At 69.3% G+C, this 13980-nt stretch carries 9 protein-coding genes and 3 pseudogenes; 7 read left to right on the top strand and 5 right to left on the bottom strand.

The window, feature by feature from the left end; translation table 11 throughout:
• Positions 1–309: 309 nt before the first annotated feature.
• Positions 310–684: pseudogene (locus D9753_RS35565) on the top strand (hypothetical protein); the annotation flags it as partial.
• A gap of 401 nt (positions 685–1085) precedes the next feature.
• A complete protein-coding gene (locus D9753_RS35560; protein WP_121791464.1) occupies positions 1086–1808 on the top strand; it encodes a VOC family protein in 723 nt (240 codons plus the stop codon).
• A gap of 201 nt (positions 1809–2009) precedes the next feature.
• Here D9753_RS35560 and D9753_RS35555 read toward each other — a convergent pair whose 3' ends face one another.
• Genes D9753_RS35555 through D9753_RS35545 form a run of 3 tightly spaced genes read right to left on the bottom strand, consistent with a single transcriptional unit; the run spans position 2010 to position 6333 of the window.
• Entirely contained in the window at positions 2010–2585 is a 576-nt protein-coding gene (locus D9753_RS35555; protein ID WP_121790731.1) for a DUF6262 family protein, read from the bottom strand.
• A complete protein-coding gene (locus D9753_RS35550) occupies positions 2582–5176 on the bottom strand; it encodes a tyrosine-type recombinase/integrase (protein ID WP_240468392.1) in 2595 nt (864 codons plus the stop codon). The genes D9753_RS35555 and D9753_RS35550 overlap by 4 nt, the downstream gene beginning before the upstream one ends.
• Entirely contained in the window at positions 5173–6333 is a 1161-nt protein-coding gene (locus D9753_RS35545; protein WP_240468391.1) for a site-specific integrase, read from the bottom strand. Before D9753_RS35545 ends, D9753_RS35550 begins: the two co-directional genes overlap by 4 nt.
• 153 nt (positions 6334–6486) lie before the next feature.
• On the opposite strand from D9753_RS35545, the pseudogene D9753_RS35540 reads away from it, so the two are divergent.
• Positions 6487–6678, top strand: a pseudogene (locus D9753_RS35540) (hypothetical protein); the annotation flags it as partial.
• Positions 6679–7309: 631 nt separating this feature from the next.
• On the opposite strand, the gene D9753_RS35535 reads toward D9753_RS35540, so the two are convergent.
• On the bottom strand, positions 7310–7663 hold the full coding sequence (locus tag D9753_RS35535) for a hypothetical protein (RefSeq protein WP_121790729.1): 354 nt from the start codon (positions 7661–7663) through the stop codon (positions 7310–7312).
• A 935-nt stretch (positions 7664–8598) separates the two neighbouring features.
• Here D9753_RS35535 and D9753_RS35530 point away from each other — a divergent pair.
• From D9753_RS35530 to D9753_RS35515, 3 genes are all read left to right on the top strand, one after another.
• On the top strand, positions 8599–8784 hold the full coding sequence (locus tag D9753_RS35530; RefSeq protein ID WP_163010888.1) for a hypothetical protein: 186 nt from the start codon (positions 8599–8601) through the stop codon (positions 8782–8784).
• A 209-nt stretch (positions 8785–8993) separates the two neighbouring features.
• Complete coding sequence (locus tag D9753_RS35525; RefSeq protein ID WP_240468390.1) at positions 8994–10181, top strand: hypothetical protein; 1188 nt, start codon at positions 8994–8996, stop codon at positions 10179–10181.
• A gap of 452 nt (positions 10182–10633) precedes the next feature.
• Positions 10634–12286: a trypsin-like serine peptidase gene (locus tag D9753_RS35515; RefSeq protein WP_240468389.1), complete on the top strand. Its 1653-nt coding sequence runs from the start codon at positions 10634–10636 to the stop codon at positions 12284–12286.
• 360 nt (positions 12287–12646) lie between these two features.
• On the opposite strand, the gene D9753_RS35510 is transcribed toward D9753_RS35515, so the two are convergent.
• The gene (locus D9753_RS35510; RefSeq protein ID WP_121790725.1) at positions 12647–13555 is read right to left on the bottom strand and encodes a LysR family transcriptional regulator; all 909 of its coding nucleotides are present in this window, start codon (positions 13553–13555) and stop codon (positions 12647–12649) included.
• 72 nt (positions 13556–13627) lie between these two features.
• Between D9753_RS35510 and D9753_RS38530 the strand changes: the two are divergent.
• Positions 13628–13942 (top strand): annotated as a pseudogene (locus tag D9753_RS38530) (RidA family protein); the annotation flags it as partial.
• Positions 13943–13980 lie beyond the last annotated feature (38 nt).

Here is a 13980-nt window from a genome sequence, read left to right as displayed (position 1 = left end):
CGGGAGCGGGACAGAGGCCGGGCGGCGGCCGAGGCGGGAGCGGGCAGCAGGGCGCGGACGGCGGGGTCGACGGACGGGGGGCTACCCCCGCCGGCCCGACGACAGGACGGCCGACGGCAGGGGCCGCAGACCCGGGCGCGGCCCCGCGACAGCGGACGGCCGCGAACCGGACGGGCGGCGAGGTGGCGCGGCGCCAGCGGCCGGGCGAGCGGGGCGTCCCGTCCCTCGCTCACCGGCACACACCGCAAGCGGTGCGCAGACAGCGCACGCTACGCTCGCACTCCACTCGGCTGCCAGAAGGAGGACGTGGTGGAGAGGCCCCTTCTCTACCTCGATGTCGACGGCCCGCTGAATCCGTACGCCGCGAAGCCGGAGCGGCGGCCCCACGGCTACTCGACCCATCGCATGAAGCCCGAGGGATGGGTCGCCCAGCACCGCGGCAAGCCCCCGGCCTACGTGAAGCCGCTGCGCGTGTGGCTCAACCCGGACCACGGCAGAAGGCTGCGAGAACTGGGCGCAAGCTTCGACGTGGTGTGGGCGACCACGTGGGGGGCAGAGGCGAACACCTTCATCACCCCCGTGCTCGGCCTGCCCGAACTCCCCGTTGTGCAATGGCCCTCGGAGCCGGAGGCGGGCCCGGACGGCACGTTCTGGAAGACCCGGCATCTCCTCGCCCACGCGAGTTTACCGACTCTCGGTTTGGCCAGGTGGGCTATGAACTGGGCAGATGCGTCGCGTAGGTGTCCGTGACGCGGTGGGTTCGGCGGCAACACGTTTTCGGCGGTGTCCATGTGTAAGCACAGAGCTGCGCTGAGTGCCTCGTTGGCGGGGTTGAGGGCGAAGCGTGCGGCCGGGGCGTCTTCGACGCCGCTGACGCATTCGTTGAAACAATCGCTCGACTTCGCGCAAGAGCCGTGCGAGCACGGCGACCTGGTCGTGGTCGCGATGTTGCATGCCCTGCTGCTCGCCGTGGCTGCGTGAAAAATCGACTGCGGGTGATCCCGGCCTCTCCTTAGGCTTCCGCTCACGGGGCCGAAGTGCCTTGCCGACAGTGGTCGGTCAGTGGATCGGAGATGCACGGGGCCATGACTTCTCAACTGTTCGCGGTCTGCTTCGGCGCGAGCCAACCGCTGCGCCTGGCGCAGTTCTGGTCCGGGGTTCTGGGTTGGGAACTGGCCGACGATCTCCACGACGGCGTCGCGCTGTTGCCCCGTGATGACACCGGGTTCCGAATCCGGTTTACTCCGAGCCAGGAGCAGAAGATCGGACAGAACCGGATGCACTTCGATCTGACGAGTACATCCCTGGGGGATCAGCAGCAGACGGTGGCGAGGGCGCTGGCGCTCGGCGGACAGCACATCGACGTCGGCCAACGCCCGGAGGACGGGCACGTGGTACTCGCCGACCCTGAGGGCAACGAGTTCTGCGTCATCGAGCCGGGCAACAAATTCCTTGCGGACTGCGGCTTCATCGGAGCGCTGGCCTGCGACGGTTCGCAGGAGGTCGGGTACTTCTGGAACGAAACGCTGGGGTGGCCGTTGGTCTGGGATCAGGACCAGGAGACCGCGATCCGCTCGCCGCACGGCGGTCCGAAGTTCACGTGGGGCGGTCCGCCGGTGGCGCCGAAGACGGGCAGGAACCGGCTGCATTTTGACCTCGCTCCACCTGCCCGCGGTGGCCTGCAGGCAGAGGTCGAGCGTCTGCTCTCCCTCGGGGCGAATCGAATCGACACCGGCCAGGGCGAGGCTGGCCGGGTGGCGATGGCCGATCCCGATGGCAACGAGTTTTGCTTGCTGACGCCCAGGTAGCGCGGCAAGGGACTGCGTAAGCGATAAGGAGCCTGACCGATCACCAAGGCATCTGAGTCGGTGACAACTGCCTCGACCAGATGGTGACGACTATCGCGAACGGCTCGCCGAGGGATGCCAGCCCGCGGCTGGAATCCGGTGACCGCTGCCGCGAAAAGTCACAGGGGTCGAGGTGGATCGGTTAGGCGGATGGCTGGTCGGTCATGACGGGCCTTGTTCGAGGAGTTGGGCTTCGAGGTCGGCGATGCGTTTCTCGGCGAATCGGAGGTTGGAGCGGGCGCCTTCGAGCCGCTCCTGGAGCTTGCGGTGTTCCTGGGTGAGCTGGTGGACGCGGTGTTTGAGGGTGGTGTTCTCGGTGGTCAGCTGCTGGACGGACTCGCCGGGGACCATCCGGTCGAAGTCGCGGAGCTGGCCCATCAGTTCGCCGATCCGCTGGCGCTGGGCGAAGACCTCCTTCTGGGTGCGGGTCAGCTCGGCCTCAGCGTTCAGGGCCCGCTCCCGCCAGGACGCCTCGATCTGGTCGTGCTGTTCCTGCCCGAGTCGGTCGTGTCGGCTGCGGCTGTCAGTGACGGCGGACTTCACAAGGGCGCGAGCGTCTGTGTTCTCGTAGAGGAACGTGGCAGATACCCCGGCTCGTTCGGCGACAGCCCGGACGGTCAGGCGTCCGCGTTCGCGGCGGAGCTGGCCGATGGCCTTCTCGACCCGGGCGAGCTTGTCCTGGGTCTGCTGTCGGCGGGCGGCGACAGCGGCCCTGGTGGATTCGGGCCCGGAGCTCATGCGGCTGCCCCGCTGTCTTCGCGGGCAAGTTCCTGGGCCCGGAACGCGGTGCTCCAGACGCGGCCGAAGTAGTCCTGAGGCCGCCGCAGATCGAGTGCAAGTGCTTCCTCCAGGAGGCCGACGGCTTCCAGAGCTCTTTCCAGGCCGGTGATTGCCCGGGCGGTGGGCTCGAAGGCCTCGTGCAGGTAGTCGGCGGTCGCGCTGTCCGGGGCCCGCTCGGCGAGCATCCGCCACTGCTCTCGCTTGCGGTGCCAGTAGACGAGGTCGGCGCCGGTCATGACGAACTTGTCGCAGTTGTGGCAGTTGAGCTTCCAGGGGCAGGCGTTGCCGTCGACGACGGGCTGGAAGGTGCAGAAGCCTCCTTCGGCCGGTGTCGACTTGCGGGTGAGATCGACCAGCATGGCTTCGGCCTCTTCCCTGGTCATCGGCTCGCCGGTGGTCAGCAAGGACCCTGGTTCGGCGGCGCCCGGACCGGCGACCCAGATGGCGTTCAGGGCGTCGTTGAGGCGGGGGTCGGTGTGGGCGAGGTGGACGTAGTGCTCGGCCATGCGCTCGGACACCTGGCCGAGGTAGCGCTTGACGTGCGTGAGGTCCGCACCGTTGCGCAGGAGCTGGGTGGCCAGGGTGTGCCGTGTCTGGTGCGGGACGCAGTGTCCGATGTCGAGGGTGATCACCCACGCGCGGAAGAGGCGGTGGAACCATCCGTAGCTCACGCCCTTCAGGCACTCACGGTTGGCGGTCCGCCGCGGGAAGAGTGCGATCTGTGACCTCTCCTCGACGCTTGGCTCGCGCCCCTGCCGCTGGACGAACCGGGCGATCGTGGTGGCCTGCCGTCGCTCGATGGTCTGGTAGAGGCGTTCGGGGATGCGGATCGCGGCGTCGAGGTTGCCGACCTTCGTCTGGTCGTGCCAGAACAGCGGGACTCCGTTGTGGCGGCTGATGCAGTTCAAGCGGGCGTTGAGGACTTCCTTGCAGCGCCTGCCGGTGAAGACGAGCATCTCCCAGGCATCCTGCAGGCCCCTGTCGCCGGGATCGCCGGTCGCCAGGCGGGCCAGGTTGTCGGGGCGGGCGAGGGCGCGGGCGACGTCGTCGGGGAAGGGACGCCGGCGCCCGGATTTGATGCCGCTGGCGGGCAGCGCGACGATGAACGCGCGGTGTAGTCCGGTGCGTTCGGCCTCGCCCGACTCGAGTGCCTCTCGCAGGAGCTGGCGAAGGCCATTGAGGAGCTGGCCGACGGACATCTTCGTCATCCTGGTCGGCTTTTGGCCGCCTCTTTGGGTGGGGAAGGCGAGCGAGGGCAGTCCGTGTCCGGCGCGGTGGCGCTGGTCGGTGAGGAAGTCGATCATGTGGTCTGCGGTCAGCAGCGTGGGGTCGTGTCCGCCCGCCGGCGCCTGGGCCTCAAGGTAGGCACTCAGTTCCATGCATCCGCGCCGTCTCGTCTCGAGGGGGTTCCGGCTGCGGGGAGGAGCCTTGACCAGTCGGTCTGCCAGAGACTCCCAGAGCAGGTCACGCAGCCAGCGCTGCGAGATGCCGCCGAGGTCGAAGAGGCCGTCGCATTCCTCGATCCGGACGCCGAAGTGCCCCAGGTCGATGAAGCCCGCGTCCTTGGTGTCCTGCCGGGTGAAGTAGATCAGGCGCAGGTAGCGCAGCATCGTCTTCACGATCTTGCGTGAGACCTGTCGGCAGCGTCCGAGGTCGAGATCGGCCAGAGAGCCGACCCCCTGCCGTCGGCAATCCTCCGCGACGTGCTGGAGCCACTGGACGGGCCATGGGTTGCCTTCCACGGGCATCTGCGTGTGCTGGAACATTGACCACTGGATCTCGCGCTTCACCAGCGGACGCAGACGAAGCAGGCTCAGGCAGCCGTTCATCCGCGCGATCGGGCCGGTCTCCGTGCACCACCGCCGGAATCGGGCTTCGTCGGTGTAGGTCACCGGGACGGGCTTGCCGAGGTCGGCCAGCCATCTGCCCCAGTTCTTGGGGAGATCGGCGCCGCCGGGCTGCCCCTCGCTCTTGTAGCGGTATCGGTGCCGACTGCACAGCCCCAGAGGGCTTACGGCCTGGTCGGGACAGACATCGACCCGGCACTGGCCGAACGGCACGAACGCGGACTCCGACGCCAACCACACGTTGAGATCGGCCAGTTGTCCCTGCCGCTGCTGCCGCAGACGGTGCTGATACCAGCGGTCCACGTGCAGCTTGCACAACCCGATCGAGCTGGCCGCCGGAATCCCCGGACAGATCAGACAGTCCGGCGGGTCGTGCCACGACACGGCCGGCAAAGGCCGGGCGTTCTTGAGGAAGGCGTCCAGTCCCCGGCCTTCCCGCTTCAGGTCCCGCCACTCGACATCGTGGTTGAAACAGAAGTCGGCCGTGGCCTCCCGTCCTCGTTGGCACTCCGGAACACCGCAGATCCATCCGTAGACAGGATGGTCTCCGGGAACCTTGATGACGTCCGGGCGGAACAGCGGGTCGAAGGACGGGGCGTCCATCAAGGCGGTAAGGAGCTCCAGCCGGTCCCGCGTGGTGCGTCCGTCCTGCCCGGGAACGATGACCGGCAAGGCCCGCAGTGCCGGTGCAGGGTGCGTCATTCGTCCTCACCCCAGACCGCCTGAAGCGCAGCCGTGAACTCGGGCGAGTGCAGGTCGGGATGGCCATAGACCTCATCGACCATCCTGGCCGACGCCCAGTTCCCGACGGCCTTGGCCACCATCGAGTCGCCGTTCGTGACGTCCAGCACGTCGTTGGTGATCTGGTGGCGAAACGCCTTGGGCGTGATCCTCCCCGGCAACCCGGCCCTTCGGCCAGCTCGCCGCAGCATCCCCCGGGCGGCATCCGCGCTCCAGGGCTCTCCACGGTTCGGGCCCGTCAGCTGGATCAGCAGCATCCCGTGCCCCGTGGCGTACTTCGCGTACTCCGTCGTCATGTACTTGAAGTAGCTGCTGATCATGGCGGGGCTGGCGCGGTAGATCTCCCCGCCAGTGATCACCCCGTCGGCCACCTTCCACTCCGGCTTGATCTTCGCGGCGGCCCGGTTCGGGTTGCCCCAGCGATGACAGACATGCAGGTGAGGGCCCTTGCATTCGCCGCAGGCCGCGTTCTCCCGCAGGTGCAGGTCCATCAGGTGAAGCCCAGCCAGCCCGCCCGGTCGCAGGCTCGTGTCCGACAGCCACTGCAGGACCATCTCGTCGCGGGCCGTGTTCATCACGCCCCGCAAATCCACCTTCGCCCCCTCAGGCAGCATCTTCGGGTGCCGACGACGCGGCGGCCGCTTCGGAGCCAATGGGTTGGCCGTCATCGACGTCTTCACGTGCCCCAGCAGAGCCCGGTCCCGGTCAACCCTCGTCGGCAGCCGAGTGACCGCCAGGGCCTCCCTCAGCTCACCGTTCACACCCTTGCTTGCGCACGCATTGAGGTAGAAGCCCTTGAGGCATGCCGCCGCGACCTGGAGAGCCGAGGCACCGTACGGACGCTGAGGAGGCACCCGCCACGGCTGTCCGTACGGCATCGGCACCTGGGCACCCACCGCCCCCATATAACGGTGCAGGTCACGCATCGTGATCGTCTCGGTGCTCAGCCCCTCCCGGATCCGCCACCGCAGATGATCCACCAAGGAGTAGGCGTACGTCTTCTGCGACCCCGACCCTTCGAACGGCCGCAGATACGAGTCCGCCTCCGCGTCGACCGTGCAGTCCGGCCACACGACCGTGTACGACCTGCCACCGCCAGCCCTCTCCAGCACCTGCACCCGCAAGTCCCCGAGGACCACTCGACTACGTGCCACCCCTGCCTCCCCAACCGATCTCCTACACGTACCGAAGAGAACGGAGACAGTCGGTTAACCGGCACGGGGCGCCGGTAGAGGGCACCCAAACGAGGGACACGAACACCCACAGACCAGTTGGAAAACGCGAGCGGTCGCCCCTTCGCGTGGGTCGACGACGACCTCGGCGAGCCAGACCGGGCTTTCGTCGCGGCACACCACCATGCCCCTGCGCTCTTGCGGCATGTCGATCCCCGGTGCGGACTGCGCGACGACGACTTCGCCGCCCTCGAAGACTTCGCCCGCCGTCTGGAAACCCACGTCGCCTGACCACCAGGGCCGCGCCGGCCTGAGCCGTGCCCGGCCTGTCGCCGCCTTCCGGCATCTTCCAACGGGCACCATACGAACCGGAGCCCGCCCGAGGCCCCTCGCACGCTGCCCGGACGGGCCACCTCTCCCCCCTGCTGGCCAGCGAACCGCGGGGTCCGGCGGGGCACGGCCAGTCGGAGACGCGAGACAGGCACCGCACGGGAAGCAGCGGGACGACCCGGCGGGAGCCTCCCCCTGCAACCCGACGACAGAACCGCCGACGGCCGGGCACGGGCCGGGCACAGGCCGGGCACAGGCCGGGCACAGGCCGGGCACAGGCCGGGCACAGGCCGGGCACAGGCCGGGCACGGGTAGAGACAATGCGGACGAGAAGGCAGCGCCCGAGACCGCAGGCCGGAAGACCGCCCGGGACGGCGAGGACCGCAGAGTCTGTGAGGCAAGGCCGGGCCGGACGGGCAGCGGCGGGCGCCGGGCCGGAGACAGTCTGACGGAGCGCGCGGCCCGGCACGGCCGCCCGGCGGCGGCCAGACGGACGCGACGGCCGGGCAGCGAGACCCGTCGACGCGGCGGGGACCGGACAGAGGCCGAGCGGCGGCAGTGGCGGGCAACCCGGCACGGAGCGCGCAGCACACTACATGCCCCTCGACGGCGGCACGGTACGGCTGCCCCGGCCGGTCGGGACCGGCCGGACCACGGACCTGGCGCGGGGTGATGGGGGCGCGGTGCGGGCGACCAGGCGGAGCCGGGCCGCCGTGTCGTAACGGCCCAGCAGCAAAGTGTTCGGCTCCTGGACGGTCCCCGTGACGGCGACGATCAGGCCCTCCGCCGTGGTCCTGGCCCGCACCTTGATCCAGCCACGACGTCCGGGCCGGTACGCCTGGGCCCGGCCCTTCACGATCACGCCTTCCACGCCCGCCGCGCCCCACGCCGGGTGCAGCCAGTCTCCGGCCGCGGCCCGGTCCGTCGTGGCCGGGCACAGGCTCAACGGTGCGACGAGAACCCCCTCAGCGAAAAGGGACGGCGGACGACAACACCATGCGTGTGTGGAGAGCCGCAGACCTCAGCACACCGGTATACCGGTATACCGGTATCCGCTGCACCGCCATGGCATCCGGGAAGTGCACCTGGATACGGAACGCAGGGTGCCGGTACCTCGAGGTACAACCGGCATCGGCCGCCGTCGCCCCCGGCCCTCCGAGCAGCGACCGTGTGGCAACCGGTGACGACGCCGGCTGGGTAACGGTCTGGGACCGGGCTCAGAAACGGCGGTTGAGCACCTTCACCGGGACCACCAGCACTACGGGAAGCAATGAGCCTGGGTCCGTGACCGCCCTGACGTACTCCCCCGAGTCCATCGTCGAATCCATCTCCCGCCGTTCAAGCGGTGGCATGCGTACAGCGGATTGGCAATCGTTGATCCCTGAACTGCTCTACCGAGAGACCTGTTGAGCGACTCACTGCTCAATCCGACGGAGATTTGCCAGTACGGCAGCGGAACAGGCCTCCGAAGCTCGCCCCGCTCCTGGTCATGATGGCCCTCCGGCTCGGGCGGCGCGGCCGGACGACGGCCAGCCGGGCGGAGCATGGCAGCCTCCGGCGGGCGGCAGCCGGCCCGGCACGGGCACGACGCCGACACGGCGGCCGCCCACGGCCCAGGCGTGGCCGACACGGGCGGCGGCCGACGGCCGCGGGAGAACGGCCGGATTCGGGCGGGGCGCGGGCTTGGAGGGTGGGCGGGCGTAAGTAGCCAGCGGCGAACCGGCGACGAAGAGGGCGCGGGCCGGGGCAACCGGATGGCGCGGCTGCGCAGCGCGGCGGAGGCAGGCGACGGCGTACAGGTTGGAAAACGACATCGCCGACAGTATGGAGCCGCACCCTCAGGAGCCGCGCCCGCGGCCCGCGCGCGGGACCGCGTTCGGCTTGGGAGCACAGGAGGTCGGGGTGGACGCGCCGGCCGAGGCGTTCGCCGCATGCGGCGTGTTCGGGCTGACGGTCGAGGACTGGGAGCAGGCGCTCGGAGCGGCGGAGCGCGGCGAGGGGCCCCCGGTGGACTGGGGTTGCTCCAGCAGCAACGTACATGGTGGGACCGGTGAAGCGGGCCAGTGATGAGGAGCTGGTGGGGGCACGGACGGTGCTGGTCGGCCTGTGCTGCTTCTACGCGCTGTACGTGCTGCACGGGCTGCTCCTGCCGGACACTCCGGCCCTGGCCGCGCTGCAGCAACGGATCGACGAGTGGGGCATGTTCCCGGTTCTGGACCACGCCATCGCCCTGAGCCCCTGCCCCAGGCACTTCGCCGAGTCCCTGGGCGGTCTGCATGGAGCCGCCCTTCGACAGCCTGTACGAGACACTCGTGCAGCCGGCCGAGGACCCCGACATCGTCGGCGGTGCGGCGCGAGGCGAGACGTCCGTCCCCGCGGCCGCCGCCCCCGACGGCCCAGCAGCACAGGCCCCGTTCTTCCCTCCCGAATGCGCACCGGACGACGAACACCCCGCCAGCGCCGGGCAGGAAAGCACCACAGGCGCTGGTCGTCGGCAACCAACTGCCCGCTTCTGTCCTCTTCCTGGTCGACAGATGGACGCGGTCGAACCGGCCCAGCCATCGCCGACCAAGGGGGAACCGTTGTTCCGCAGTGCAGTTCGGGCCGTGGGCGTCGCCGGTCTTGCCGTGGTGCCCTTGCTGGGAGGGGCGGCGGGGGTGTCGGCCGCCGAGGGTGTGAGCCCGTCTCCGGGCGTCCGCCTGGAGTACCACGTGGCTCAGAACCTCGCCCTGGAAGCCGGTGACGACCTCTGGTTCAGCCTCGAGGGAATGCCACCGGGATGGGACAAGGTCAAGGTCACCTCCCCGGCCCTGCAGGAGCCGATCACCCTGACTCCCCTGAAGAAGGGGTCGACGCAGTCGGTGCAGGTGGACGCGGAGGGCTCAGAGCATCGCATCCGTTCGGGTCTGCGCCCGGGCGCCTATCCGGTCACCGCGACCAGCCACGGCCGTATCGTCGCGACGGCCACACTCAAGGTCGCGGCCGAGAACTCGGCGCAGATCGACCGGTTCGTCATCGGTCCCCGGGACGCGTTCCCCGGCAGCGGCACGCCGGCCTCCCTCCGGCCGGGCGGTGACGTCCGGGTGGTCCTCACCGACCTGCGGGCCGCACCGGGGGAGAACTCCCTGACCGTCACGTCGCCCATCTTCAAGGGACCGTTGACCATCAAGACCAACAGCCCGGACAACCCCGGCTGCAAATGCGACGACGCCGGCACGGTCTACGCGGGCCACGCACGACTGCGAGGCGATGTACCCGACGGCCGCTACACCGTGACCGTGGTCAGCCACCATGGGCAGCAGACCACGACACAGCACGTCACGATCGCCGGCCAGCCCGTCAAGGACGGCGGCCCTTCCTGGGCGGTCGCCGGTGGCGTCGCAGCCGCGGGACTGGCCCTCGCCTCCGGCGGAGTGTTCACGGTGCGGCGCCAACGCTCACGCAAGGCCGAGCCCTCCGCGTAGAGGCAAACCGGCAGCCGCAGACCGTCCCCGTCTTTCCTCGCTCTTCCTTCGCTCCTTCTGGCCGTTTCCGGCCCGGAGGCGGTTCAGTTGTCCCACGACTCAGAAAGCATTCCTTGCATACCTCACACAGACGAATATCGCGCCTCGTGGTCCTCGCGGCCGGAACTGCTCTGCTCCTGACGGGAGGGGGAAGCCTCGCCCAGGCCCAGGCCCAGGTTCAGGACGTCACACCGGCGCCCCACCTGTCTGCGACCACGGTGCCGTCCGCTGGAACGTCAGCCGGACCGTCCGTTGAACCCGCGCCCTCTGCATCTGCCGGCCCCTCGACCCCGAACGGAACGGGGGAGCCCTCGGCCTCGCCGTCGGCGAGCGCGGGCGGTTCCACGGAGCCGAAGACCGGCGACGACGACTGGTCGGACGCGGACGCCATCCGCTTCTGGACGCCTGAACGCATGGCCTCGGCCACCGACCCGGCACTGTCCGCGCAGCAGGCGGACCCGAGCGCCAAGGCCCGTGTGCGGCGGGCGGCCCCGGCCGGTCCCTCGGTGGCGGCCGACATGCCGACGGCGGAGCACATCCTCGGCCTGCCGTCCGTCGGGACGATCTTCACCTACGACACGGATCCGACCACCGACCGGATGCACGCGCACAAGTGCACCGCCAGCGTGGTGGAGAGCCCCGGGCACAATCTGATCCTGACCGCCGGGCACTGCGACGGTGGCAAGGCCGTCTTCGTCCCCCAGTACGCCGCCGAGTACACGCTGGACAAGCAGACGTTCGGGTTCTACCGGATCTCCAAGTGGTTCACCGACAACCGGTACGTGCACAACACCAAGAAGCCCATCTCAGACCTGGACTTCTCCTTCGGCCGGCTCGAGCCCTCAAAGAGCGGCAAGCAGGCGCAGGACGTGGTGGGCGCGAACAAGCTGGTGCGCACGCCGGGTTACCTGAACAAGGTCACGATGCTGGGCTATCCCTCCAGCCACGACCCCGAGGACCATCCCGTGCGGTGCCTCACGCAGACGGAGGCGCTCCCCGGCTTCTACCAGATCCAGGCCAAGTGCCGCGGCATGTGGAGCGGTGTCTCCGGCGGTCCCTGGTTCTCCCAGGTGGACTGGGCGAAGGGCACCGGTGAGATCATCGGCAACGTCGGCGGGTACAACGGCGGCGGCAACGACGCGAACGTGGACTGGCTCACGTACAGCCCCATGCACGGCGACTGGTTCTTCCGCCTGTACGACGAGGCGAAGAACGACCAGCACGTGTCCCACGGCACCACTTACGACCAGCCGCCGCTGCCGTACTCCATGGGCGGCGGTGAGACCTGGTCCCATGCCAAGCTGCTGGCCTCGGGCGAGTACACCGGCGACGGCAAGGGCGACCTGATCGTGGTCTGGACCGACGGTGAGGTAACCCTGTACACCGGTGACGGCAACGGCGGCTTCACCGGCGAGCGTCGGCTGGCCGCACCCCACGGCGTCTGGCAGGACGTCAAGTCCTTCACCGGTGGGGACTTCTCTGGCGGCAACGGCTCGGACCTGCTGGTGGTGTTCAATTCCGGCGAGGTCAGGCTCCTCCCCGATGTCGGCACCAAGGGCATGGACGGCGGGATCGAACTGGCCGGCGCCGGATCCATCTGGAGCCACGCCGACCAGATCACCGGCGGCAGCTTCGGAACCGCGAAGTACGTCAGCGACCTGCTGGTGCGCTGGAGCGACGGCGAGGTCACCGACTACACCGCCGTCGGCGACAAGGGCTTCGGCACCGAACACCAGTTGGCGAAGCCGAAGAGCGCCTGGAAGGACGCCACCCTGGTGACCGCGGGCGACTTCACCGGCGGCAACAACTGGGACGCCCTGGTGCGCTGGTCCGACGGAAGGGTCTCCCAGTTCCAGGAGACCGGCCCCGGCGGCGTCGGCAAGGAGGTCCACATGGCCCCGGCCGGCAGCATCTGGTCCCACGACTCGGTGATGACAGCGGGCAGCTACGACTCCAACGGCTGGCCGGACGACCTCGTCGTCCGCTGGTCCGACGGCGAGACCACCATGTACACACACACCGGCGCCACCTTCGGCACCGAACACTCGCTCGTCGCCCCGAAGTAACAGCCCCACCACCTGCCCCCACAGCCGAGGCGGATCCGGGTGACCCGAACCAACGGGCCCCCGGATCCACCCGCCCGGTGCCACGCCCTGCGCACTGCCGAGTGTGCAGTCGTTCAGGTCCAGCAGATCGGCTCGGCGCAACCGCAAGGGTCCGGGTCGGGCACCTTTCCGGTGCCCGACCCGCCGCCGCGGCTCGGACCGGGGCACGGTCCAGCCCGACTGTACGTCAGCCGCATCCCACCCCGCGGCCCGCTCGAAGACGGCGCAGACGTCGCCCGCGACGCGGGCGCCCTTGCGGACGTCTCCGTTGTCACGCATCACCTTCGGCCTTCCGCCGGCCTTCTTCGCGGCCGCGCGGGCCTAGGGCCTGTCCGGCGGATCTTGGCTGATGGTCGCCAGCAGGCCCGTGACGAGGGGATTATGGTCGTTCTCGCGCCAGGCGACGGCCACTCGTGTGCGGTCGGTGCCGGGTTCGATCCTCCGGAAGGCGACGCCTTTGAGGCGGATGCGCCGGATGCTCGCCGGGGCCAGGGAGACGCCCAGACCGGTTTCCACGAGGGCGCACACGGTTTGCCATTCCACCGCGTGCTGGACTACCTGCGGTGTGAACCCTGCTGCCGTGCACAGGCCGATGATCTGGTCGTGCAGTGGCGGGCCGACCGTGCGGGGCAGCAGCACGAAGGGCGAGTCCGCCAACTGCGCAAGTTGCACGGTCCGTTGGGTAGCCAGAGGATGGGTGGACGGCAGCACGGCCACGAAAGGCTCGCTGAGTACCGTCCTGAAGCCGAGTTCCGTCTCGTCGGTGGGAGGTTCGCGCAGTAGACCGATGTCGATGGTCTTGTCATGCAGGGCGGCGATCTGCGGAGCGGTAGTCATCTCGTGGATGTCCAGGTGCACGCCAGGGAACTGGTGACGGAAGGTGCGCAGCAGGCCGGGCAGGATGGTCAGGGCGAGGGAGGCGGCGAAGCCGATCCGTAGGCAGCCGGCCCGGCCACTGCCGACGGCCCGGGCTGCGGCCAGGCCGTCCGCGAGGTCGGTGAGTGCCCTCCGGGCGGCGGGCAGCAGTTCGCTGCCGGCTGGGGATAGGGTGACACGCCCTGAGGCGCGGCTGAACAGCGCGTGGCCGACCTTGTCCTCCAGGCGGCGGATCTGCTGGCTCAGCGGCGGCTGGGCGATGCCCAGGCGGGCGGCCGCGTGGCCGAAGTGAAGTTCCTCTGCGAGCACGACGAAGGCGTGCAGCTGCGGTAGGGGAAGTTCGGGGCGCTCCATACGCCTAGAGATATCAGACAATGCATGCGGCCCTATTAGACGTATTAGTGCTGACCATTTAGCGTTCGGCGCATGACAGAGCGACGCGCGGTCCTCAGCGGCTCGACCTTTGAAGAGCAGATCGGCTATGCCCGTGCTGTGGTCGACGGCGACTGGGTGCATGTGTCCGGCACGACCGGGTTCGACTACGCAACCATGACGATCTCCGACGATGCGGCGGAGCAGGCCGAGCAGTGCCTGCGCAACATCGAAGCCGCACTGGCCGAGGCGAAGTGCACCATCGCCGACGTGGTGCGCGTGCGCTACCTGCTGCCCGACCGCGAAGACTTCGAACCCTGCTGGCCGGTCCTGCGCAGCTACTTCGGCGATGTCCGGCCGGCCGCCACGATGCTCATGTGCGGTCTCGCCGACCCGCGGATGAAGAT

This window comes from Streptomyces dangxiongensis (assembly GCF_003675325.1).
GTDB lineage: Bacteria > Actinomycetota > Actinomycetes > Streptomycetales > Streptomycetaceae > Streptomyces > Streptomyces dangxiongensis.
This window is presented reverse-complemented; position numbering and strand designations above follow the sequence as displayed.

Coding starts and splice junctions, on each gene's coding strand:
- D9753_RS35510 (WP_121790725.1), bottom strand. CDS start 13,555: ATGGAGCGCCCCGAACTTCCCCTACCGCAGCTGCACGCCTTCGTCGTG.
- D9753_RS35550 (WP_240468392.1), bottom strand. CDS start 5,176: ATGACGCACCCTGCACCGGCACTGCGGGCCTTGCCGGTCATCGTTCCC.
- D9753_RS35525 (WP_240468390.1), top strand. CDS start 8,994: ATGGAGCCGCCCTTCGACAGCCTGTACGAGACACTCGTGCAGCCGGCC.
- D9753_RS35560 (WP_121791464.1), top strand. CDS start 1,086: ATGACTTCTCAACTGTTCGCGGTCTGCTTCGGCGCGAGCCAACCGCTG.
- D9753_RS35515 (WP_240468389.1), top strand. CDS start 10,634: ATGGCCTCGGCCACCGACCCGGCACTGTCCGCGCAGCAGGCGGACCCG.
- D9753_RS35555 (WP_121790731.1), bottom strand. CDS start 2,585: ATGAGCTCCGGGCCCGAATCCACCAGGGCCGCTGTCGCCGCCCGCCGA.